We start from the raw sequence: 20,847 nt of genomic DNA, 5'->3' as shown, positions 1-20,847 counted from the left end.
CTGATTGAAATGGAGTTAAACCAATGCGACGGCAAGTGCGCCCAGGCGGCGGTAAGCAGGCGGAGTTGACGGTCACAGGCCTTGGTGGCCGCGGCGATGGCCTTGCCAATTTCGAAGGGCGCCCGGTTTTTCTTCCCGGCGCGCTGCCGGGCGAGCGGGTGCTGGCGCGCTTGACGAGCCCAAAGGCCGGCGGCTTCCGGGGCGAGATTCTTGAGTTGATCCAACCTTCGCCGGACCGAGTCGAGGCTGAATGCCCGCACTTTGGCTCTTGCGGGGGCTGCAGCCTTCAACACTTCTCGGATGAGGCCTATCGGCAGTGGAAGGGCGGTCTCGCGGCGGAGGCGCTGGCAAGGCGCGGCGTTGAAGCCAAATCCCTGTCGCCACTCCAATCGGTGCCGGCGCGTAGCCGACGCCGAGCTACCCTGGCCGCGCGGCGCCAGGGGCAAAAGGTTCTCCTCGGGTTTCGCGAGCAATTGAGCCACCGAATCGTGGATGTACAGAGCTGCATGATTCTACGTCCGGCGCTCTTCGACCTTCTTGCGCCGCTGCGCACCCTGCTGTCTGACATCCTGCCCAATGATCTGCAGATGGATTTGCATCTTCTGGAGAGCGAAACGGGCTGCGACCTCCTGATACGGGCGCCCTTCGCGCCAGGTCTGCGGGAGCGCGAGGCCCTTGCGAGCTTTGCCAGGGAGCAGGATCTTGCCCAGCTATCCTGGGAAGAAGACGACGGACCAGAGCCTGTGGCATTGCGCCGTCAGCCTATTGTCACCTTCGGCAAGGTGGCGGTGCAGCCCTGGCCGGGCGCCTTTCTGCAGGCCACAGCGGAAGGGGAGTCGCTGTTGCGTCAGGCGGTTTTCGATTTCCTGCCAGATGGTGCCAGAAAGGTCGCCGATCTATATTCTGGGTGCGGCGCGTTTACCTTCTCCCTGGCCGAAAAGGTGTCGGTGCTGGCAGTGGAAGGTGAGGAGGCCGCTGTGGCAACCCTGGACGCAGCCGCACGGCGCAGCGGATTGTCGGGTGGTGTCAGTACCGCCTGCCGGGACTTGGCGCGCGATCCCTTGAGGGCGGAGGAGTTGGAGCAATTTGATGCGATCGTCCTCGATCCTCCACGCAACGGCGCGCCCGAGCAATGCGCCGAGATTGCTCAGAGTAATGTACAGAATGTTACAATGTTATCGTGTAATCCCAGTACGTTCGCACGGGATGTTAAGATTTTAGTTGATAATGGATTTGCGCTCACAACTCTGCGCCCCATCGATCAGTTCCTTTGGACGGGTCATCTGGAGATAGCAGCGTCGCTGCAGCGGTAGGACTCAAGAGTATGGCCCGGGCGCTATATTCGTCCGGCGACGTCCTCCAAGTTATCTTCGGTGATGCCATAGAACCGCTTGCCGAGAAGTGCGGCGCCGGGGAGCGTCTCGTAAAATCGGGCGGCTGTCGGATTGTCGTGATCGACGGTCCAGACAATGCGGCGCCACTGGCGTTGCAGCGTGACTCTGGCGAGCGAAGCCATAAGGCTGCGCCCCAACCCCTGTCCGCGAAAGGCCGGCTGGACGTAGATTTCCTTGAGGAAGAGCGCGGGTGCCAGGTCGCCGGTCCAGAATATGTTTCCGAAGATCGCAAACCCAACCGCCTGACGCTCGGCCCGCCGCCGCCCATGCGGGCCGCCAACCTCGGCCAGCAAAGCTTCGAATGCCGGCCCCGCGCCGGTACCGTGATCGCGCAAGGCGCCCAGAACTTCCGGAAGAAACCGCTGCGGATGATCGCCATAGTGGTCGAAGCATTCCATCAAGAGCGCCGCAAGCTGCTCGAAGTCCTCGGTTCCCGCAACTCGGACGACTGCGCTCGTACGCTTCGCCCCTTCAGTCATGGTTCAGAGCTTTCCGATCTGACCGCGATGGCGCAGTACGTGGTCTGCCAGGACCAAGGCCATCATGGCTTCGCCGACGGGAACCGCACGGATGCCGACACACGGGTCGTGGCGACCCTTTGTGACGATTTCGGTTTCGGCGCCATGGCGGTCGATGGTCTTGCGCGGGCTGAGGATCGAACTGGTCGGTTTGACGGCGAAACGCACCACGATGTCCTGGCCCGTGGTCAGGCCGCCCAGAACGCCGCCGGCATTGTTAGAGAGAAAACGAGGTGCACCGTCCACCATACGAATCTCGTCGGCATTCTCCTCGCCGGACAGGCTTGCGGAGCCGAACCCAGCACCGATCTCCACGGCTTTGACGGCGTTGATCGACATCATGGCTTTGGCCAGATCGGCATCAACCTTGTCGTAAACGGGCTCGCCCAAGCCGGCAGGAACACCGCTGGCCACGACTTCGATTACGGCACCGACGGATGACCCTTTTTTGCGTATCCCATCCAGGTAATCGCCCCACTCGGCAGCAGCATCGGCATCGGCGCAGAAAAAGGGATTGCGATCAACCTCGCCCCAATCAAAGCGATCACGGTTTATGCGATGGGCCCCCATCTGAACCAGCGACCCGCGAATGGTTAGGGACGATCCCAGAACATGCTGCAGGACCTTACGGGCGACCCCACCCGCTGCGACGCGCATCGCGGTCTCGCGCGCGGAGGAGCGACCGCCGCCGCGGTAATCGCGTATCCCGTACTTTTGCCAGTAAGTGTAATCGGCGTGTCCGGGGCGGAACTTGTCGGCGATTTCCCCGTAATCCTTGGAGCGCTGGTCCTCGTTTTCGATAATCAGACCAATGGGTGTGCCTGTGGTCTTGCCCTCGAAGACGCCTGAGACGATCTTGACCCGGTCGGATTCGCGCCGTTGCGTGGTGTAACGAGACTGTCCGGGCTTGCGTTTCTCCAGCCACACCTGCAGGTCTTCCTCGGCAAGTGGGATCAACGGCGGTGTGCCGTCGATTACGCAGCCGATCTCGGGCCCGTGGCTCTCACCCCAGGTCGTGAAGCGAAAGGACTCGCCGAAGGAGTTTCCGGACATCGTTCTTCCCGCCTTGTCAGGCCTTGGTGTCGAGACCGGACAGCAGTTCGCGAACATCGCTGGCCGCGTCAACCGCCATCATGCCAATCACATTGTAACCCGAATCGACGTGATGAACCTCGCCGGTGACACCGCTCGAGAGATCACTGAGCAAATACAGGCCTGCGCCGCCGACATCCTCTATGGAGACGTTGCGACGTAAAGGGGAGTTCAACTCATTCCAACGCAGGATGTAGCGAAAATCGCCGATACCCGACGCCGCGAGCGTCTTTATGGGGCCGGCGGAAATCGCGTTCACACGGATATTCTGCTCGCCTAAATCGGCGGCCAGATAGCGCACGCTGGCCTCCAACGCCGCTTTTGCGACGCCCATCACGTTGTAGTGCGGCATAACCCGCTCGGCGCCGTAATAGGAAAGCGTTAGGAGGCTGCCTCCCTCGTTCATCAGCGCTGCTGCGCGACGGCAAATGGTAGTAAAGGAGAAACAGGAGATATCCAGGCTGCGCAGGAAGTTGTCTCGGCTGGTGTTAAGATACTTGCCCTTAAGTTCCTCTTTGTCGGCATAGGCGATGGCGTGCACGACGAAATCCAGGCCGCCCCACTTATCCTGCAACTCGTCAAAAACCGCATCGACACTGGCGTCGTCGGTCACATCGCATGGCAGGACTATGCGACTGCCGGTGGCCTCCGCTAAGGGGACAACACGTTTCTTCAAGGCATCGCCTTGATAGGTGAACGCGAGTTCGGCGCCTTGTGCATGCACTGCTTTGGCGATACCCCAAGCGATCGAGCGGTCATTGGCCACACCCATGACCAGACCACGTTTGCCGGTCATCAGAGGTTGGGAATCCGTCATCAAAAATCCTCATTGAAAACCAGGAAGAATCGAGCCTGCCAAGGCTAACCCAGCACTGTTAGGCATCCTACACCAAAGGCATCAGTGGTCAAATTCCGGGAAACTGATGTGCAGCCAGTGTTTCCGCCTCAGCCGTTGCTGGTTTAGACTAATGCCATGACATTGGAAACAGGTAACGATCCGCAAAGCGTTGGTCGGCTGACAAAGATTGTAAGAAGCAAGCCTGGGACCAGCTTGCAGGGGTTCTGGAGTTTTCTCAGCTTTGTCTTCAAACGTTTTCTCGGAGACGATGGACCCGGACTGGCCGCAAGCCTCAGTTACACCAGCCTTCTGGCCATAGTACCGCTGGTAGCCATTGGCTTGGCGATGCTGGCGGCCTTCCCGGCGTTTGAAGAGACGCGCGCGGCAATTGAGTTGGCCATTATCGATACATTTCCCGCTGATCAACAGGGAGATGTTTCGGCAAGGCTGGTGGAGTTTGTCGATAACGCCCGCACCATGACGGGGACCGGGATCGCGGCGCTGGCGGTTACCGCGGTGTTGCTGTTGATGCGGATTCATACCGCGCTGAACATGATTTGGCGGGTCACAGAGCCCAGACCGATCATTATTCGCCTTTTGATCTATTGGGCCATGTTGACCATCGGTCCCATCCTGATCGGCCTGTCGATCACTATTTCCGGTTACCTCTTCACGATGGTGCACATGTCGGGCGCCGAGGCTTTTGGGATAGGAACGCTGGGCCTTAGTCGCATGGTCGCGATCATTTTGAACGCCATGGCCTTCACGCTTCTGTTCGTCGTACTTCCCAATCGATCGATTCGCTGGCTGCACGGTTTAGCGGGCGCATCGGTCGCGGCCTGCCTATTCGAGGCTATGAAGCTGGCCTTTGCAGCTTATATCGAAGCGTTCCCATCCTATCAGGTGATATACGGCGCTTTGGCCGCAATACCGATTTTTCTTCTTTGGATGTACTTTGTTTGGGTCGTGGTCCTGTTAGGCGCGGAGGTGGCCGCAGCGCTTGGGGAATGGGGGGCTGTTTCCAGCCGGGCCGGGCGGTTGATAGCGGCAGCCGACCGCTTGCCGTTGGCGCTATCGCTGCTGGTAAGGCTGCAAGAGGCCAGCACGAAAGGGCGTGCCTTAAAGGTTCAAGTTTGGAGCCGTGGACTGCCGGTATTGCCGGGCGAGCTGGATGATGTGATCGGGCGACTGCGGAAAAGTGGATACGTAGAACGAACCTCGCGCGGGCGATGGCTGCTTTCGAGGGATTTGCGCAGTGCAACCTTGGGCGATTTGACCAAGACGCTCGGCTTGACGCACGACACCTATCCGCAGTGGGAACCGGCGGCAGTATCACTGGTCGCGCGACAAAACTCCGCCATCAGGGCTGTCGAGGATACGCCCTTGATCGAAGTGCTGGAGGCTTGCCCGCAGGCCGACGTTGGGCGTGGTGAAGCGGGCGAGCAGTCTGACGCAAAGATCGCCGGCGCGGCGGAGTGACGCTCGGGAGGTCCTGTGCCCGGACAAATGCCCTGGCTTTACTGAACGATCTGCCAGGTACCGTCGGGTTGGCGGCAAGCGACCCCGTAAGCCTGCTGCGGTTCGCCGGCGATAATCACGGTCTGCTGGAACTCGCGGCAGTATTTACCGGAGCCCGTCGTGCCGTCGCGCACGGGGGTAATCGCACCTTTGTTGCCGCTTTCCGGGTTCGACCAGATGATGGTCTCGCCTATCGGTGCAGTCTTGGCATCTTCGTAAGCCTGGCTGTAAAGCAACTGATCACGCTCATCGAGTTGGCGACCGATTTCGCCGCCCAACATGGCGCCTGCGAGTGTACCCAGCGCAATAGCGACGTGTCGTCCGGAACCGGAGCCGATTTGAGAGCCTATGGCCGCACCGCCGGCAGCACCGGCAAGCGTGCCGATGGTCTGCTTCGGGCCTTGTTCACACCCGGCCAGGATAAGGCCAGCAAGACCGACGACAGCAAAGGTTTTCAGTGCCATTTCCTATTCCTTCCCTCTCCCCGCGTACGGGGGAATCAGTTGATCGCCCGCTTCAGATCATATTCTGCATTATTTTACGACAGAATTGTGGCCGGCATCCCCAGGGCATTCCCGGGCATCCCCGGGCATCCCCGGGCATCCCCGAGGCGATTGCAGGTATTTGGTGCGGACCCTGGCGGTTATCCTTGCGCCGGGATATATGAAAGTGACAGGCGACGGCGTTGTGAGATTCGCGGCGCGGAAACGGCGATGGCTGTAGGAACTTAGGCGATGAATGAAAAAGACAACCCCTTTGAATTATTCTCTGCTTGGCTTGAAGAGGCTAGGGGCAGCGAACCCAATGACCCTGAAGGGATGGCGCTTTCAACCGTTGGCGAGGATGGAATGCCGTCGTCGCGTATGGTTTTGCTAAAGGGCTTCGATGAGCGGGGGTTTGTGTTCTACACCAATTACGAAAGCCGAAAGGGTAGGCAGTTGCTGAACCATGGCATGGCGGCCCTGTTGTTTCATTGGAAGAGCCTGCGTCGACAGGTGCGAATCGAAGGACCGGTCGAGCAGGTCACGGAATCAGAAGCAGACGCCTATTTTTCCACGAGGCATCGCAGCAGTCAGATCGGCGCCTGGGCAAGCCAGCAGTCGCGGCCGGTGGAAAGTCGTTTCGAGTTGGAGAAACGTGTTGCCCAGTACGCAGCGAAGTATGCCATCGGCGCCGTACCCAGGCCGCCATACTGGTCGGGTTTTAGGGTCATGCCCCGCTTGATCGAGTTCTGGAAGGATGGCGCTTTTCGTTTGCATGATCGCCTGGTCTTCTATCGCCAGCCCGACGGAACTTGGACGACGGAGCGGCTCTTTCCCTGACGGGAGGGGCGCGCGATAATCAGTCCATGACCGAGTTTGAAACCGCAGCAAGGCAGGCAGAGGCCCAGGGACAGGCGCATAAGGCAACCCTCATGCGGCGGGCTACCTACGCTTCGGTCTCGGTTGCCGGTATCCTGATCGTCGTGAAGCTGGCCGCTTGGTTGCTGACCGGGTCGGTCGCGATGCTTTCGACACTGATCGATTCGCTGCTCGACGCCTTTGCATCGCTGGTCAATTTATTTGCGGTCCGGCAGGCTCTGACGCCGCCAGACCGTGAGCACCGCTTTGGTCATGGCAAAGCCGAGCCGTTGGCGGCACTGGCCCAGGCGGCCTTTATTACGGGGTCAGCCATCTTTCTTTTGGTTGAGGCCGGCAAGCGGCTTTATGCGCCGCAACCGGTGGCGTCGTCCGACATCGGCATTGGTGTGATGATATTTTCCATTGTCCTGACCTTGATCCTGGTGCGCTATCAACGCTTCGTCGTCCGCCGGACCGACTCGCTGGCTATCAGTGCCGATTCGCTGCATTACGCGGGCGATGTACTGGTCAATATCGCAGTGATTGTCGCGCTGGTTATTGTCAGTCAGTTCGACCTCTTGTGGGTCGATCCCGCCTTTGCCCTGGGCATTGCCGCCTATATTGTCTGGAACGCTTGGCAGATCGCGCGCGGCGCGATGGATATGCTGATGGATAGAGAGTTGGAGCCCGAGGAGCGGCAAATAATCAAGGATATCGTCCTGGCGCATCCGGATGTGCTCAGCCTCCACGAATTAAAGACCCGAGCCGCTGGTCCGCAAAAATTCATCCAACTTCATATTGAAATGAGTGGCGCCATGAGCCTGTGGCGCGCCCACGTCGTATCCGACACCGTAGAGGCGGAGCTGCAGGCTGCCTTTCCCGACGCGGAAATTCTGATTCACCAAGACCCTTTCGGCATCGAAGAGGAATCTTCCGCGGTTCGCTAGCCCACTTGGTCTTGAATTCCTTTAGTCGAATGTACTTGTTTGATGTAGGTCATTGTCGTCTACGCTGACCCGGCCTGATACTGCTATTGAGTTCAGAGCGAGCCAGTAAGGGAAGGAGACAGGTCATGCCGATCGCTGCGGTTCTGGTTATTGCGAGTGGTGGCGCGCGCACGGAGGGTTGCCTCAAGGCTGCCGCTGAGGTTGCCGAGCGCGCTGATGCCGTGCTGGATATCCTGCATGTGTCTTTGGATCCGCGTATGGCCTTGCCGATGGTTGGAGAGGGCATGGCAGCGGGGATGATCCAAGATGTAATCGAGCGTAATGAGCAGGAAGGCCATGCGCGTCGCAGTAAAGCTAGAAAAGCCGCCGAGGCGTTAGCCGCTTCTAAAGGGCAGCAATTATTGGAAGCCAGTGTGGGCACGGGGCGCCCGGGGTTCTCAATTACCTGGCAAGCCCTACAGGGATCGGAGACCGAGATCGTAAAGGCTGCTGCCCCCTATCGCGATTTGATCGTCCTGGATCGTCCGGATCTGGAGGAGGATGCCTATGCGACGGTTTGCGTGGAAGCTGCGCTCATGGAAACCGGCCGTGCGGTCTTGCTCATTCCGCCAGGTGGCGTTGGCGCGGCTATGCGGCACATTGCCATAGCTTGGGACGGCTCGGCCTTTGCGACCCGTGCGGTTGCTGCGGCATTACCGTTTCTATCCGATGCTCAGCAGATCACCATGGTGGCAGTAGAAGAAAGCGGCAAAACCAGTGACCTAGGAGCCCTATCCCGGTACTTGGCATGCCATGGATTGAGTGCGAAGTCTAAGATAGTGCCGTCGGACAGTGGCGATACCGGGGCTGTTCTTCTCGAAACGGCCGCCGCTGCCGGTGCCGATACCTTGGTGATGGGTGGTTACGGTCACAGCCGATTGCGTGAGTTCATTTTTGGGGGTGTGACCGAGAGCGTACTGCGGTCTGCCGGCATGCCGGTCCTCATGGCCCACTGAGGTTGGTCGGCGTTCTCAGAGTTGGAGTTGGAGTTATAAAGCCTACGAAGGACGAGGTTAGTCATGACGCTGGAACGTATCAGATTGGAGTTGGCACGCGATCCACAGCACCCGGAAGGGAGCAATCGTCACGGTTACGAGTTTATCGCCCCTTTGGCTGATGATAGCCGGATTGACGTAGAGGAATGGCGAAAAGAGCGCGCGCGTTGCCGGGTCCACCGCTTCTGGCAGGGCGAACCTGATGAAGTTGGGCATCTGGTACGCACCCGCGGCGGACATTGGGCCTTTCACTACGACGTGAACGGCGATTCGGATGAGGACGAGGCGGGGTATCGCTTCGCCGACCATGCCTTCAAGCCCGGTGAGTACGTCTCGATTCGCGAGCATGACGGTGATTTGCAAACCTTCCGGGTCGTTTCGGTTCGCCCGTTGGATTGAGTTCTTGAAGACCCTGTCGGTGCCTTATCGGATCTGTGTGGCCCGGGTCGCCATGATAGGACTCCCACGCCTTTGATGAAGCTGTTAGCCTCCAGGCCATTTTGAGTTCTCGCAAAGCCCGAGAAACTTTGGTCCTGACGGGCGCCAGCCGGGGGATCGGCCACGCTACCGTCAAGCGTTTCTCCGACGAACAATGGCGAATCATTACCTGCTCATGCGAAGAAGGTTTCGCCTCGGTCTTTCAGCTATGCAGCAGTGATTTTGGCTATGTGACGGGAACCGAGGTTTTCGTGACGGGCGGCCAGCATCTCTATTAACCGAACCGGGCCGTCAATCTTGCAGTTCGTCGTGTAGGTCGCGGAACCAAGCCAATCGCGCCTCGGCCTGTGCGATTTCCAGTGTCAACCAGGCCGGTAGCCTGCTGTGTGCGCCGCTACCGCTTTGCAAGAGGTCGCGCAATCTCGTCAACTCCTTCTCCGCAACCTCGACCAGCATGTCCGCCTGCAGGGCTTGTGCCGCCCTTGGCAGCAGATGCATGAAACGCAGTTTGATCGCCAGGATCAGCTTGTTGATGTCCGAGGAAGCAGCACGAACGCCAGCACCCAACAGGCGCTCAATTTCCTGCCGCCCGCTATCGGTGATCTTGAACTGGGGATTATCCGCAGTGCCTTGGCCCTCTAGGGTCTGCACCAAACCTTCAACCTTCAAGAGTTCCAGCGGCGCACCGATCAGATCGAGTGACGGCCCCACTAGACGTGCAGTGACGTGCCGTACTTCCCGGGCCAGATCGGCATACTGGAGAGGGGCTTCCGCAAGCAAACCCAAGGCTAGCAGGCGGATCGCTTCCGATGGAATGAGGGTATGGTCGCGGTACATGGCACGGCACTTTCAATCAGGATTACCAACTTGAAAGATAGGGCTGCCCCTGCCGACTGTCCAGGCAAAGAAAAAGGCGCCCCGCCTATGTGGAGCGCCTTAATTCCTTAGCCCGGAAGATAAAGATCAGGCCTTGGCCTCATCATCTTCGTCACTGCCAACGTCCTCGGCAGCTTCTTCCTCGGCATCGGCTTCTTCAGCCAGTTCCAAGGCTTCCTCGATAGCGGCTTCCTCGGCTTCGAACTGCGCCTGGGCCGTCACCATCTGGCCGGAAGCGACCTGCTGTTCGGCTTCGGTGGTGGAACGGGCCACATTGACCGTGATCTCGACCACCACTTCCGGGTGCAACCGAATACGGATCGGGTGCAGTCCAAGAACCTTGATAGCCTTGTCGAGCACGACATGGCGACGCTCAATCGTGAAGCCCGCTTCGGTAACGGCTTCCATGATGTCGCGGGCTGAAACCGAACCGTAAAGCTGTCCGGTGTCGCCGGCTTGGCGAATAATCACCACCGACAGACCTTCGAGCTTTTCGGCAACCTGGTCCGCATCTTTCTTGCGTTCGAGGTTCTGGGCTTCAAGCTGGGCGCGCTGCGTTTCGAAGTAGGCCAAGTTCGCCTTGTTGGCGCGCAGGGCCTTGTTCTGTGGCAGCAGGTAGTTGCGGGCAAAGCCGGGCTTGACGGCGACGACGTCGCCCATCTGACCCAACTTCTCGATCCGCTCAAGCAGAATGACTTCCATGATGCTTGCTCCCTTCCGTTACTTGGTCACGTAGGGCAGAAGCGAAAGGAACCGGGCGCGCTTGATCGCGCGTGCCAGTTCACGCTGCTTCTTTGCGGAGACCGCAGTGATGCGGCTGGGAACGATCTTGCCGCGTTCGGACACGAAACGACCCAGCAGCTTGATGTCCTTGTAGTCGATCTTCGGCGCGCTCGGGCCGGAGAAAGGACAGGACTTGCGGCGGCGGAAGAACGGACGACGCACGGCGCCGCCACTGCTGACAACACGGATGGTGCTCATTCCTGGCCTCCTTCACGGCGCTGGTCGCCGTCACGGTCACGGCCGCCTCGGTCGTCACGGTCGAAACGGCGTCCGCCGCCCCGGCGATCATCCCGGCGATCCTTCTGCTGCATCATGGCCGACGGGCCCTCTTCGAGTTCTTCCACGCGCACGGTCATGTGACGCAGGACGTCCTCGTTCAGGCGCATGTTGCGCTCCATCTCGAGCACCGCTTCAGAAGGAGCGTCGAGATTGAAGAGCACATAGTGGCCCTTGCGGTTCTTTTTGATCTTGAAGGACAGGCTGCGCAGACCCCAGTACTCACGCTTGGAAATCTTGCCGCCGTTGTCTTCGATAATTTTGGTGAATTCATCGCCCAGTGAATCGACCTGTCCGGTCGACACATCCTGGCGCGCGATGAATACGCATTCGTACAGTGCCATCGATGTTACTCCCCATGGCTGTTTTGTGGAGCGGCGCCACCAACCTTGTGGCTGACCCGCCCCTAGCCGAATCTTTCCCTCGTCGACGGCAGAGCCGTTGTTCGAGGTTCGCAACGACCCGGCGAGGAGCTTGCGAGGCCGCGGACTATAGCGAAAAGCCGCGTGCTTGCAAGGGAAAAGCCTTGCAGAGAGTGGCCCTGCTTGACAGCCTGTTAGGCGACGCTATCACTAGCGGCCTTGTCGCGGGGAAATCTGTTGAAGTCGGGTTGTCGTGGGGCGTTGCAAAAAAGCAGTGACCGGCTTGCCTTGATAGGCTGGTATAACGCTGCGAATTGAGGGAGGAAACATGGCGCGGGCATTTGTATTTCCGGGACAGGGGTCCCAAGCGATTGGCATGGGTCAGGCGATGTACGAGACTTTTCCGGCGGCTCGCTTGGTGTTTGAAGAAGTCGACGACGCACTATCCCAAAATCTCACTAAGTTGATGTTCGAGGGCCCGGAAAATGACCTGACGCTAACCGAGAATGCCCAACCGGCGATCATGGTCTGTAGTCTGGCGGTCGTCCGTGTTCTTGAATCCGAAGGCAATTTTGCGTTGTCGGAACGCGCCCAGTTCGTAGCCGGACATTCGTTGGGCGAGTATTCCGCGCTGGCGGCAGCGGGCGCCTTTACTCTTGCGGACACGGCACGGCTCCTTAAAAAACGTGGCCAGGCGATGCAGCAGGCCGTCGCTCTTGGTGAGGGCGCTATGGCCGCTATTCTCGGCCTTTCGTTCGAGGAAGTCGTGGCGGTGGCTGCGGAAGCTGCGGAAGGCGAGGTCTGTCAGGCCGCGAACGATAACGCGCCGGGTCAGGTCGTTATTTCCGGGCATACCGCAGCCGTCGAGCGGGCCATTGTTCTGGCCAAGGAAAGAGGGGCAAAGCGGGCTCTGGCCTTGCCGGTATCCGCGCCGTTTCACTGTCGCCTGATGGAACCGGCGGCAGAAGCTATGGCCGAGGCTTTGGAGGCGGTGGCAATTCAACCGCCCAGCCTTCCAGTGATTGCAAACGTCACCGCAGCGCCGGTGTTCGAGCCGCAAACCATCCGGCGTTTGCTGGTGGAGCAGGTGACGGGCATGGTGCGTTGGCGCGAGAGCGTGGAGGCCATGAAGGTATTGGAAATCGAGCGTTGCGTTGAATTGGGCAACGGCAAGGTCCTGAGTGGTTTGATCAAACGTATCGACCGCGAGATACAGGCCGATGCGGCCGGAACGCCAGACGAGATTGACGTGCTCCTCAAGAGCTTGTGATGAAGGCTCCGAATTGAACGGGGCACCCGGGATATTACCTCCGGGTAGCTAGCAAAAGACATTGAAAGGATCGGGATATGTTCGATTTGAGCGGCAAGGTGGCCCTGGTGACGGGCGCGTCGGGCGGACTTGGCGGCGCAATTGCCAAAGCATTGCATGCCCAGGGTGCGAGCGTGGCATTGACCGGCACACGCGTGGAGCCGCTTGAAGCGTTGAAATCGACGCTTGGCGATCGCGCCGCGGTTCTTCCCTGCGATCTTTCCGACCCGGCTGCCACCGAAGGCCTGATTGGGCGTTGCGAGGAAGCCTTAGGGCCGCTCGATATTCTGGTCAACAATGCCGGCCTGACACGTGACGGACTGGCCATGCGGATGAAAGACGAGGATTGGCAGACCGTACTGGATGTCAATCTAACGGCGGCCTTTCGTCTGACCCGGGCGGCATTGAAAGGAATGATGCGCCGCCGCAGCGGTCGGATTATCGGCATAACGTCGGTGGTCGGCGTCACTGGTAATCCTGGCCAAGCGAACTACGCGGCATCCAAGGCAGGGATGATCGGCATGACCAAATCCTTGGCTCAGGAAGTTGCAAGCCGTGGTATCACGCTGAACTGCGTCGCACCGGGAATGATCACTACGGCGATGACCGATGTGTTGAACGACCAGCAAAAAGAACGCATTTTGCAGGTGATTCCAATGGGTCGCCTGGGTGATTCTGAGGATATAGCAGCGGCTGTATTGTACCTGGCAAGCGATGAAGCCGCCTATGTTACCGGCCAAACGTTGCACGTGAACGGCGGAATGGCCATGATTTGAATAGCGAGACTCCGAACACGATTCGCGCCCAGGAACGCTAGAATATGATTTTCACTTGTGTTAAGAGGCCAGCGCAATCGATGCTTCGGGGTCTTTGATGAGTAAGGGGCCACCGTACCGGAGCCCAAGGAACGTACAGAATTACGTGTCTTTCAACGAGGATGGATAAGCTTATGAGCAATGATATCGCCGATCGCGTCAAAAAGATCGTTATCGAGCACCTGGGTGCGGAAGAAGAGAAGGTGACCGAGAATGCCAGCTTCATCGACGATCTGGGCGCCGACAGCCTCGATACCGTCGAACTCGTCATGGCGTTTGAGGAAGAGTTCGGTTGTGAGATTCCCGATGATGCCGCCGAGAAGATCGTGACCGTCAAGGACGCGATCGACTTCATCAAGGAAAACGCCTGACCTGAAGCCCGCAAGGGCTTCTGGAGGTCGCCGCCGATAGAGGCGATCAGGCAGAGCATCTGACAGACATGAGACGTGTCGTCATCACAGGGCTGGGTCTCGTCACGCCGCTTGGCGTGGGGACCCGGGCCGTATGGGAGCGGTTGATCGCTGGTAAATCCGGCATCAACGCGATCGAGGGTTTTGATGTTTCGGATCTGCCGTCGCGCATCGGCGGTCAGATTCCTCGGGGTGAAACGGCCGACGGCCTATTCAATCCCGATGATTTCATGGAGCCCAAAGATCAGCGCAAGGTCGACCAGTTCATCATCTATGCGATGGCCGCGGCTCAGCAAGCTGTTGAGGATTCCGGTTGGAAGCCGACGGACGATGAGGGTCAGGAGCGCACTGGCGTCTTGATCGGATCGGGCATCGGTGGCCTGGAGTGGATTGCCAATGGGGCAACCATGCTGGCTGAAAGAGGCCCGCGTCGCGTGAGCCCGTTTTTCATCCCGGCGGCTCTGATCAATCTAGCGTCTGGTCAGGTCTCCATTCGATACGGTTTCAAGGGGCCTAACCACGCAGTGGTGACAGCCTGTTCTACGGGTGCCCACGCCATTGGCGACGCGTCGCGCATGATCATGCTGGATGATGCAGATGTTATGGTAGCTGGCGGCGCCGAGGCGGCTGTTTGCCGTCTTGGTTATGCAGGGTTCTCGGCGGCGCGTGCGTTGTCGTCCCATTTCAACGACACCCCCGAACGGGCATCAAGGCCCTGGGATAAGCAGCGCGATGGGTTTGTCATGGGCGAGGGCTCCGGCGTTGTGGTGCTTGAAGAGCTGGAGCACGCCAAGAAACGTGGCGCGACCATCTATGCTGAAGTGATTGGTTACGGAATGTCGGGCGATGCTCATCACATTACCGCGCCGGCGGAAGACGGGAGCGGCGGTTTCCGCGCGATGCAAGCGGCGTTGAAACGTGCGGGGATCAACGCGAGCGACATTGACTACATCAACGCGCATGGCACCTCCACGCCATTGGGCGACGAAATCGAGCTGGGCGCGGTCAAGCGGCTGTTCGGGGATCACGCCTATAAACTTTCCATGTCCTCGACGAAGTCCGCCATCGGGCATCTGCTGGGAGCGGCGGGTGCCGTGGAAGCGATCTTCTCCATTTTGGCGATCAATGAGGGCATCGTGCCGCCGACGCTTAATCTCGACGATCCGAGCGACGGCTGCGATATCGATCTCGTGGCGCACAAGGCTAAGGAACGGAAAGTGCGCTATGCCCTTTCAAATTCCTTTGGATTTGGCGGCACGAACGCATCGCTCGTCTTATCCAAGGTCGACTGAACGGAAGGACCGCCATGGGTTGGCTGATCCGAACCGTCGTAACCCTGGCGGTTCTGGCGATCTTGGGCCTGGGTATCGGCTACAAATGGCTGGAAATACAGTTTGATGCGCCGGGGCCGCTTGACCAGGAACAAATCCTCGTCGTGGATCCCGGCAGTGGTGTTTCCGCGATAGCCGCCCGCCTCAAGGACGCCGGGCTGCTCAAGGATCCGATCATTTTTCGCCTAGGCGTCCGCCTGGAAAACCAGGCGCGGTCCCTGCAAGCCGGCGAGTTCCTGATCCCGGCCAGCGCATCAGCGCGTCAGATCATGGAAATTCTTTCTTCGGGGCGAACCCTGGTGCGTCGTTTAACCGTGCCGGAGGGATTGACGTCACGGGAGATCATGGACCTTGTTGCTGCTGCCGATGCCTTGACCGGAAACGCGCCGGAGGCGCTTCCCGAAGGAAGCCTGCTACCGGAAACCTATCATTACCAGCGGGGTGATTCCCGGGGCGAACTGGTTGGCCGCATGCAGGAGAGTTTGCAAGCGGCGTTGGCGGAACTTTGGCCTCAACGTGCCGAGGGCTTGCCGCTCAAAAACCCTGAGGAAGCCGTAATTCTGGCATCGATCGTGGAGAAGGAAACCGGCGTCGGCGGTGAGCGTCCGCTGGTTGCTTCGGTTTTTTATAATCGCTTAGCCAAGGGTATGCCGCTGCAATCGGACCCTACGGTCATTTTTGCGCTGACCAAAGGCAAAGCGCCGCTGGGGCGTGCGTTGACCCGCCAGGATTGGAAGGTCGATGACCCCTACAACACATACCAAAATACCGGATTGCCACCGGGTCCGATTGCAAATCCGGGACGCGCGTCGTTGGAAGCCGTCTTGAGGCCCGCTGAAAGTGGGTATCTCTATTTCGTTGCGGACGGCCAAGGCGGCCATGCCTTCACGAAGACGCTGGCGGAGCACAACCGCAATGTCCAGAAATTGCGGCGGCTCCGACAGCAACAGTCAAACTGATCGGCCGGTTCTGGCCTTAGCTCAACTCGGCGACCGCTTCAATCTCGACGGCTACGTTGCGCGGCAAAGCGCCGGCAGAAACGGCCGCGCGGGCGTGCTTGCCTGATTCGCCGAACACAGCGACGATCAGATCGGACGCGCCATTGATAACTTCCGGCTGTTGGGTGAAGTCGGGTGTCGAGTTGACGAAAGCGCCAAGGCGCACAATGCGCTTTACGCGGTCCAGATCGCCGCCCGCGGCTTCGCGGAGCTGAGCGATGATGTTAAGGGCGCAGAGCTTTGCGGCTTCCTTGCCTTCATCGACAGTGAAATCCTGACCGACCTTACCGAGGAACTTCAGTTCGCCATTCCACAGGGTAATTTGCCCGGCAATGAAAACCAGATTGCCACTGACCACGTATGGCACGTAGTTGGCAGCAGGGGCGGCTGCTTTGGGCAGTTCCAGTCCAAGTTCCTTGAGGCGTGCTTCGATCTTCCCGGCCATGATGGTGGTTCTCCCTTATCGGCGGTGTGCTCTTTGATGTCTAAAGGCCGGACCTTAGCGCTTGGCTTGCCGTCAGACTAGCCCTCTCGCGACAAGTCAGCCATGCCGAGCGGCAAGGTCCCAGGCCTTGCAGTGCCGGTCCCCCTCCTTGGAAAAGAGAGGGGCGGACTCCGCCGTATGCCGCCCCCCAGTCACAGGGAGAACTCAGGGTCGAGGGACGGAGCCGGTGGCGGTCTGGGCAACCGCCGTCAAAGGCGAGTGGCTCCTAAGAAGGGGTATCCCCCGTCACGAGCAGCCGCTGGTGGAGCCACAGGTCACGCACTTCATGCAGGTCCCGTTGCGTACCAGCGTAAAGTTACCGCAGTCACCGCAAGCGTCACCCTCGTATCCCTTCATGCGCGCCTCGCGCACACGTTCGAGATGGAGGTCGACACTCTCGACCACGGTGTCCTCAACGGCGATGGCGTGGTTGGCGGAGCCATTACCACCGCTGAGGCCCTGCAGAGCGCCTGCGGCGCTTGCAGAGGCTTTCGGCGTCACAGTCGGGCTAGCGCTGGCAACCGTCCCCGACGCGGTCGTTGTCTGACCGCCTCCGGACCCATTCGCGTTGCCACCGCCTCCCGAAAAGACGACGAGATTGTTGCGCACGTAGCCAGTCGAGGCGACGCGACGCATGGTTTCCGTCAAGGCTTCCTGCTCAACGGCGGGAAGCGATGCCTGACCTTCACCTGTCCCGATCGAATCGGGTGTGATATCGGCGGGTTCCACGTGAGCCAAATCCTTGCGGCCCAGGTAAGAAATCGCCAGCTCCCTGAAAATGTAGTCGAGTACCGAACTGGCCATCTTGATGGCGTCGTTCCCCTCCACCATGCCCGATGGTTCGAAGCGTGTGAACGTATAGGCTTCCACGAACTCCTCGAGCGGTACGCCGTACTGAAGTCCTATGGAAATCGCGATTGCAAAATTGTTCATCAAACTGCGGAAAGCGGCGCCTTCCTTGTGCATGTCGATGAAGATTTCGCCGGCCTGTCCATCCTCGTACTCACCAGTTCGCAGATAAACCTTGTGACCGCCGACGATCGCTTTTTGGGTATAACCCTTGCGTCGTTGCGGCAAACGCCGGCGTTCGGCAGACCTATGAACGATGCGCTCTATGATGCGTTCCGCGATCACTTCGGTTTGTTCCGTGCGGGAAGCGGCAATCAGCTTTTCAACGACCTCATCGCTGTTGTCCTCTTCCTCGTCGCTCAAGAGGCTCGCCGCCAGCGGCTGACTAAGTTTTGAGCCATCCCGGTAGAGGGCGTTCGCTTTGATCGCCAGTTTCCAGGAAAGCTCGTAGGCCTCTCGGCAATCCTCGACCGTCGCGCTGTTGGGCATGTTGATGGTCTTGGAAATTGCGCCGGAAATGAAAGGTTGAGCGGCCGCCATCATGCGAATGTGGCTTTCGACCGACAAGGAGCGCTTGCCGATTCGCCCGCAGGGGTTGGCACAATCGAACACGGTCAGATGCTCGTCCTTCAGATGCGGCGCGCCTTCCAGGGTCATTGCGCCACAGACATGCAGGTTCGCGGCGTCGATTTCCTTCCGCGTGAATCCGAGTTCTTGCAACATATCGAACGTGGGATCGTTTAGCTGTGCTTCCGTGAAGCCCAGTTCTTTGGTGCAAAAATCGGCCCCCAGGGTCCATTTGTTGAAGGTGAACTTGATATCGAAGGCGCTCGCGAGAGCGTCCTCCACCGCTTCCACAGCGGCTTGGGAGAAGCCCTTTTCTTTCAGGGCTTTGTGGTCAATTCCGGGAGCGCCGTCGAGCGTTCCGAAACCGACCGCGTAGCGGATCATGCTTTCAATCTGATCCTCATCGTAACCGAGCGTGCGCAGCGCCTGCGGAACGGTGCGGTTGATGATCTTGAAGTAACCGCCGCCGGCCAACTTCTTGAACTTAACCAGCGCGAAGTCCGGTTCGATCCCAGTCGTGTCGCAATCCATGACTAGCCCGATGGTTCCGGTCGGTGCGATCACCGTTGTTTGCGCATTTCGATAGCCGTAGCGCTCGCCCAATTCCAGCGCCAGATCCCAAGCCGCCTCGGCTGCTTCAATCATGCGCGGGTCGGGGCAGTCCACGGCGCGAATCGGCACGGGCGGCACCGACAAGTCTTCATAACCATCGGCTTTCCCGTAGGCCGCGTTGCGATGGTTGCGGATGACCCGCAGCATGGCATCTCGGTTTTCCTCGAAGCGCGGGAAGGTTCCCAGTTCACCAGCCATTTCTGCGGAGGTGGCATAGCTGGTTCCGGTCATGATCGCCGTCAGGGTCGCGCAGACTGCCCGGCCCTCGTCGCTGTCGTAGGACAGGCCCATGGCCATCAAAAGTCCGCCGAGATTCGCGTAGCCCAGGCCAAGGGTCCTGTAATCGTAGGAGCGCTGGGCTATCTCGCTGGATGGAAACTGTGCCATCAACACGGAAATTTCGAGCGCGATGGTCCAAAGCCGTGTGGCATGCTCATAGGAGCCGATGTCGAAGGACCCGTCCGCGCGCCGGAAGGTCATCAGATTCATCGAGGCCAGATTGCAGGCCGTATCGTCGAGGAACATATACTCAGAGCAAGGGTTGGAAGCGTTGATACGTCCACCGGCCGGGCAGGTATGCCACTCGTTGATGGTGGTATCAAACTGCACGCCGGGATCGGCGCAGGCCCAGGCGGCCCCCGCGATCTGATCCCAAAGTTCCCTTGCTTTTACCGTCTTGACGACACTGCCGTCGGTGCGGGAGGTGAGCTCCCATTCACCATCTTCCCTGACGCATTCCAAAAATGCGTTCGGCACGCGTACCGAATTGTTTGAGTTCTGGCCGGATACCGTCAGATAGGCTTCGCTGTCCCAGTCGGTATCGTAGGTCCTGAAATCGATAGCGGTGTAACCCTGGCGGGCGAACTGGATGACGCGACCGATGTAGTTCTCGGAAATCATTACCGCGCGTGCGGCTTTGATAGCGGCTTTGAGCGCTGGATTCTTCATCGGCTCAAAAGCCTTGTCCCCCAGGGCGTCCTTGCTCTGATGGCAGGCCTGAATGATGGCATTCAGGTGCTTGTCGCAAAGCTTCGAGCCGGCTACCAGAGCCGCGACTTTCTGCTCTTCGATTACCTTCCAATTAACGTAGGCTTCGATGTCTGGGTGATCGAGATCGACAGTCACCATCTTCGCGGCACGGCGCGTGGTTCCCCCGGATTTGATGGCGCCGGCGGCCCGGTCGCCAATCTTGAGGAAGGACATCAAGCCGGAGGAACGGCCACCACCCGACAGGCTCTCTCCATCGGCGCGGATGCGCGAAAAGTTCGTGCCCGTGCCCGATCCGTATTTGAAGAGCCGTGCTTCCCGTACCCACAGGTCCATGATGCCGTTCTCATTGACCAGACTGTCGTCAACGGACTGAATGAAGCAGGCGTGCGGTTGCGGGTGTTCGTACGCGGACTGAGAGCGCACCAGTTTGCCGCTTTGGTAATCAACGTAGAAATGCCCCTGACCTGGGCCATCAATGCCATAGGCCCAATGGAGACCCGTGTTGAACCATTGCGGGCTGTTCGGCGCCGCCATTTGCGTCGCCAGCATGTATCGCATTTCATCGAAATAGGTCTGGGCGTCCTCTTCCTGATCGAAGTAACCGCCCTTCCAACCCCAGTAGGTCCAGGTGCCGGCGAGGCGATCGAATACCTGGCGCGCAGAGGTCTCGCCAATGCTGGCTTGGTCCTCAGGCAGCGCCTTAAGCGCCTTGTCATCCGGAACCGAGCGCCACAGCCAGATGGGGACATCGTTCTCCTCGATGCGCCGCAATTTCGCCGGAATACCACGCTTGCGAAAATACTTCTGTGCCAGGATGTCGGCTGCGACCTGACTCCAGCTTGCCGGCACCTCTAAATCATTCTGTACGAAGACGACGGACCCATCGGGATTGCGTATCTCGCTGGTCGTCGAGCGGAACTCGATATCCTCGTAAACGTCCTTGCCCGCTTCGGTGAATCGACGCGCGATACGCATACCTGACGCTCCTTTGGTTTTACGTGTTTTTGCCCTGCGCAACAGGAGGGCGGCACCGACATGAAAATGAGGCCAGGACGGCGCCCCCCAG

General features: G+C 59.2%; 22 protein-coding genes. 12 read left to right on the top strand and 10 right to left on the bottom strand.

All coding sequences use genetic code 11. The annotated features are described in order from the left end of the window. Positions 1–23: 23 nt before the first annotated feature. A complete protein-coding gene (locus FHR98_RS06830) occupies positions 24–1,313 on the top strand; it encodes a class I SAM-dependent RNA methyltransferase (protein WP_183415905.1) in 1,290 nt (429 codons plus the stop codon). A 23-nt stretch (positions 1,314–1,336) separates the two neighbouring features. On the opposite strand, the gene FHR98_RS06825 is transcribed toward FHR98_RS06830, so the two are convergent. From FHR98_RS06825 to fabI, 3 genes are read right to left on the bottom strand one after another with little or no spacing between them, the layout of a single operon-like run. Further along, positions 1,337–1,873 carry a GNAT family N-acetyltransferase gene (locus FHR98_RS06825; protein ID WP_183415904.1) on the bottom strand — a complete coding sequence of 179 codons (537 nt, stop codon included), beginning with the start codon at positions 1,871–1,873 and terminating at the stop codon, positions 1,337–1,339. A 3-nt stretch (positions 1,874–1,876) separates the two neighbouring features. Further along, complete coding sequence (gene aroC, locus FHR98_RS06820) at positions 1,877–2,965, bottom strand: chorismate synthase (RefSeq protein ID WP_183415903.1); 1,089 nt, start codon at positions 2,963–2,965, stop codon at positions 1,877–1,879. Between the two features lie 16 nt (positions 2,966–2,981). Next, the gene (gene fabI, locus FHR98_RS06815; RefSeq protein WP_183415902.1) at positions 2,982–3,821 is read right to left on the bottom strand and encodes an enoyl-ACP reductase FabI; all 840 of its coding nucleotides are present in this window, start codon (positions 3,819–3,821) and stop codon (positions 2,982–2,984) included. A gap of 156 nt (positions 3,822–3,977) precedes the next feature. Here fabI and FHR98_RS06810 point away from each other — a divergent pair, with 156 nt between their 5' ends. Further along, positions 3,978–5,321 (top strand): YihY family inner membrane protein, encoded by a 1,344-nt coding sequence (locus FHR98_RS06810; protein ID WP_183415901.1) that lies wholly within the window; start codon positions 3,978–3,980, stop codon positions 5,319–5,321. 38 nt (positions 5,322–5,359) lie between these two features. On the opposite strand, the gene FHR98_RS06805 is transcribed toward FHR98_RS06810, so the two are convergent. Continuing rightward, positions 5,360–5,824, bottom strand: a complete 465-nt coding sequence (locus tag FHR98_RS06805; RefSeq protein WP_183415900.1) for an RT0821/Lpp0805 family surface protein — start codon at positions 5,822–5,824, stop codon at positions 5,360–5,362. 270 nt (positions 5,825–6,094) lie between these two features. Between FHR98_RS06805 and pdxH the strand changes: the two genes are divergently transcribed. The 5 genes from pdxH to FHR98_RS16860 all read left to right on the top strand — a co-directional run bounded on the left by pdxH (position 6,095) and on the right by FHR98_RS16860 (position 9,397). Next, positions 6,095–6,682, top strand: a complete 588-nt coding sequence (pdxH, locus tag FHR98_RS06800) for a pyridoxamine 5'-phosphate oxidase (RefSeq protein WP_183415899.1) — start codon at positions 6,095–6,097, stop codon at positions 6,680–6,682. A 26-nt stretch (positions 6,683–6,708) separates the two neighbouring features. Next, positions 6,709–7,647 carry a cation diffusion facilitator family transporter gene (locus FHR98_RS06795; RefSeq protein ID WP_183415898.1) on the top strand — a complete coding sequence of 313 codons (939 nt, stop codon included), beginning with the start codon at positions 6,709–6,711 and terminating at the stop codon, positions 7,645–7,647. Between the two features lie 125 nt (positions 7,648–7,772). Further along, on the top strand, positions 7,773–8,642 hold the full coding sequence (locus FHR98_RS06790; RefSeq protein WP_183415897.1) for a universal stress protein: 870 nt from the start codon (positions 7,773–7,775) through the stop codon (positions 8,640–8,642). Between the two features lie 63 nt (positions 8,643–8,705). Then, entirely contained in the window at positions 8,706–9,080 is a 375-nt protein-coding gene (locus FHR98_RS06785) for a hypothetical protein (RefSeq protein ID WP_183415896.1), read from the top strand. Positions 9,081–9,181: 101 nt separating this feature from the next. Beyond that, positions 9,182–9,397 (top strand): SDR family oxidoreductase, encoded by a 216-nt coding sequence (locus tag FHR98_RS16860; RefSeq protein ID WP_437126614.1) that lies wholly within the window; start codon positions 9,182–9,184, stop codon positions 9,395–9,397. A 13-nt stretch (positions 9,398–9,410) separates the two neighbouring features. Here FHR98_RS16860 and FHR98_RS06775 read toward each other — a convergent pair whose 3' ends face one another. From FHR98_RS06775 to rpsF, 4 genes are all read right to left on the bottom strand, one after another. Then, complete coding sequence (locus FHR98_RS06775; protein ID WP_183415895.1) at positions 9,411–9,956, bottom strand: hypothetical protein; 546 nt, start codon at positions 9,954–9,956, stop codon at positions 9,411–9,413. Between the two features lie 126 nt (positions 9,957–10,082). Further along, positions 10,083–10,697, bottom strand: a complete 615-nt coding sequence (gene rplI, locus FHR98_RS06770; protein ID WP_183415894.1) for a 50S ribosomal protein L9 — start codon at positions 10,695–10,697, stop codon at positions 10,083–10,085. A gap of 18 nt (positions 10,698–10,715) precedes the next feature. Then, positions 10,716–10,976, bottom strand: coding sequence for a 30S ribosomal protein S18 (rpsR, locus tag FHR98_RS06765; RefSeq protein WP_183415893.1), 261 nt, complete (start codon positions 10,974–10,976; stop codon positions 10,716–10,718). Further along, positions 10,973–11,398: a 30S ribosomal protein S6 gene (rpsF, locus tag FHR98_RS06760; protein ID WP_183415892.1), complete on the bottom strand. Its 426-nt coding sequence runs from the start codon at positions 11,396–11,398 to the stop codon at positions 10,973–10,975. Before rpsF ends, rpsR begins: the two co-directional genes overlap by 4 nt. Before the next feature lie 346 nt (positions 11,399–11,744). Here rpsF and fabD point away from each other — a divergent pair, with 346 nt between their 5' ends. The 5 genes from fabD to mltG all read left to right on the top strand — a co-directional run bounded on the left by fabD (position 11,745) and on the right by mltG (position 16,240). Beyond that, positions 11,745–12,686, top strand: a complete 942-nt coding sequence (gene fabD / locus FHR98_RS06755; RefSeq protein ID WP_183415891.1) for an ACP S-malonyltransferase — start codon at positions 11,745–11,747, stop codon at positions 12,684–12,686. A 77-nt stretch (positions 12,687–12,763) separates the two neighbouring features. Next, complete coding sequence (fabG, locus tag FHR98_RS06750; protein ID WP_183415890.1) at positions 12,764–13,501, top strand: 3-oxoacyl-[acyl-carrier-protein] reductase; 738 nt, start codon at positions 12,764–12,766, stop codon at positions 13,499–13,501. A gap of 173 nt (positions 13,502–13,674) precedes the next feature. After that, complete coding sequence (locus FHR98_RS06745) at positions 13,675–13,911, top strand: acyl carrier protein (RefSeq protein WP_183415889.1); 237 nt, start codon at positions 13,675–13,677, stop codon at positions 13,909–13,911. A 68-nt stretch (positions 13,912–13,979) separates the two neighbouring features. Further along, on the top strand, positions 13,980–15,242 hold the full coding sequence (fabF, locus tag FHR98_RS06740) for a beta-ketoacyl-ACP synthase II (protein ID WP_183415888.1): 1,263 nt from the start codon (positions 13,980–13,982) through the stop codon (positions 15,240–15,242). Positions 15,243–15,256: 14 nt separating this feature from the next. Next, positions 15,257–16,240, top strand: a complete 984-nt coding sequence (mltG, locus tag FHR98_RS06735) for an endolytic transglycosylase MltG (protein WP_183415887.1) — start codon at positions 15,257–15,259, stop codon at positions 16,238–16,240. Between the two features lie 16 nt (positions 16,241–16,256). Here the strand turns inward: mltG and FHR98_RS06730 are convergent, their stop codons facing one another. Together FHR98_RS06730 and FHR98_RS06725 are read right to left on the bottom strand one after the other, a co-directional pair. Continuing rightward, positions 16,257–16,724, bottom strand: coding sequence for a RidA family protein (locus FHR98_RS06730; RefSeq protein WP_183415886.1), 468 nt, complete (start codon positions 16,722–16,724; stop codon positions 16,257–16,259). Between the two features lie 285 nt (positions 16,725–17,009). After that, positions 17,010–20,756 carry a vitamin B12-dependent ribonucleotide reductase gene (locus tag FHR98_RS06725; protein ID WP_183415885.1) on the bottom strand — a complete coding sequence of 1,249 codons (3,747 nt, stop codon included), beginning with the start codon at positions 20,754–20,756 and terminating at the stop codon, positions 17,010–17,012. Between the last annotated feature and the right edge of the window lie 91 nt (positions 20,757–20,847).

This window comes from Limibacillus halophilus (assembly GCF_014191775.1).
Classification (GTDB): domain Bacteria; phylum Pseudomonadota; class Alphaproteobacteria; order Kiloniellales; family CECT-8803; genus Limibacillus; species Limibacillus halophilus.
Note: the sequence above shows the minus strand (reverse complement) of the source record. Positions and strands in the feature narration are given on the sequence as shown.

Bases quoted from the DNA above. Each gene is read 5' to 3' on its own strand.
- FHR98_RS06825 (WP_183415904.1), bottom strand. From the start codon at position 1,873: ATGACTGAAGGGGCGAAGCGTACGAGCGCAGTCGTCCGAGTTGCGGGA.
- FHR98_RS06785 (WP_183415896.1), top strand. From the start codon at position 8,706: ATGACGCTGGAACGTATCAGATTGGAGTTGGCACGCGATCCACAGCAC.
- FHR98_RS06830 (WP_183415905.1), top strand. From the start codon at position 24: ATGCGACGGCAAGTGCGCCCAGGCGGCGGTAAGCAGGCGGAGTTGACG.
- rpsF (WP_183415892.1), bottom strand. From the start codon at position 11,398: ATGGCACTGTACGAATGCGTATTCATCGCGCGCCAGGATGTGTCGACC.
- FHR98_RS06725 (WP_183415885.1), bottom strand. From the start codon at position 20,756: ATGCGTATCGCGCGTCGATTCACCGAAGCGGGCAAGGACGTTTACGAG.
- FHR98_RS06745 (WP_183415889.1), top strand. From the start codon at position 13,675: ATGAGCAATGATATCGCCGATCGCGTCAAAAAGATCGTTATCGAGCAC.
- FHR98_RS06795 (WP_183415898.1), top strand. From the start codon at position 6,709: ATGACCGAGTTTGAAACCGCAGCAAGGCAGGCAGAGGCCCAGGGACAG.
- FHR98_RS06810 (WP_183415901.1), top strand. From the start codon at position 3,978: ATGACATTGGAAACAGGTAACGATCCGCAAAGCGTTGGTCGGCTGACA.
- aroC (WP_183415903.1), bottom strand. From the start codon at position 2,965: ATGTCCGGAAACTCCTTCGGCGAGTCCTTTCGCTTCACGACCTGGGGT.
- pdxH (WP_183415899.1), top strand. From the start codon at position 6,095: ATGAATGAAAAAGACAACCCCTTTGAATTATTCTCTGCTTGGCTTGAA.
- rplI (WP_183415894.1), bottom strand. From the start codon at position 10,697: ATGGAAGTCATTCTGCTTGAGCGGATCGAGAAGTTGGGTCAGATGGGC.
- rpsR (WP_183415893.1), bottom strand. From the start codon at position 10,976: ATGAGCACCATCCGTGTTGTCAGCAGTGGCGGCGCCGTGCGTCGTCCG.
- fabD (WP_183415891.1), top strand. From the start codon at position 11,745: ATGGCGCGGGCATTTGTATTTCCGGGACAGGGGTCCCAAGCGATTGGC.
- FHR98_RS06790 (WP_183415897.1), top strand. From the start codon at position 7,773: ATGCCGATCGCTGCGGTTCTGGTTATTGCGAGTGGTGGCGCGCGCACG.
- mltG (WP_183415887.1), top strand. From the start codon at position 15,257: ATGGGTTGGCTGATCCGAACCGTCGTAACCCTGGCGGTTCTGGCGATC.
- fabG (WP_183415890.1), top strand. From the start codon at position 12,764: ATGTTCGATTTGAGCGGCAAGGTGGCCCTGGTGACGGGCGCGTCGGGC.
- FHR98_RS06775 (WP_183415895.1), bottom strand. From the start codon at position 9,956: ATGTACCGCGACCATACCCTCATTCCATCGGAAGCGATCCGCCTGCTA.
- fabI (WP_183415902.1), bottom strand. From the start codon at position 3,821: ATGACGGATTCCCAACCTCTGATGACCGGCAAACGTGGTCTGGTCATG.
- FHR98_RS06730 (WP_183415886.1), bottom strand. From the start codon at position 16,724: ATGGCCGGGAAGATCGAAGCACGCCTCAAGGAACTTGGACTGGAACTG.
- FHR98_RS06805 (WP_183415900.1), bottom strand. From the start codon at position 5,824: ATGGCACTGAAAACCTTTGCTGTCGTCGGTCTTGCTGGCCTTATCCTG.
- fabF (WP_183415888.1), top strand. From the start codon at position 13,980: ATGAGACGTGTCGTCATCACAGGGCTGGGTCTCGTCACGCCGCTTGGC.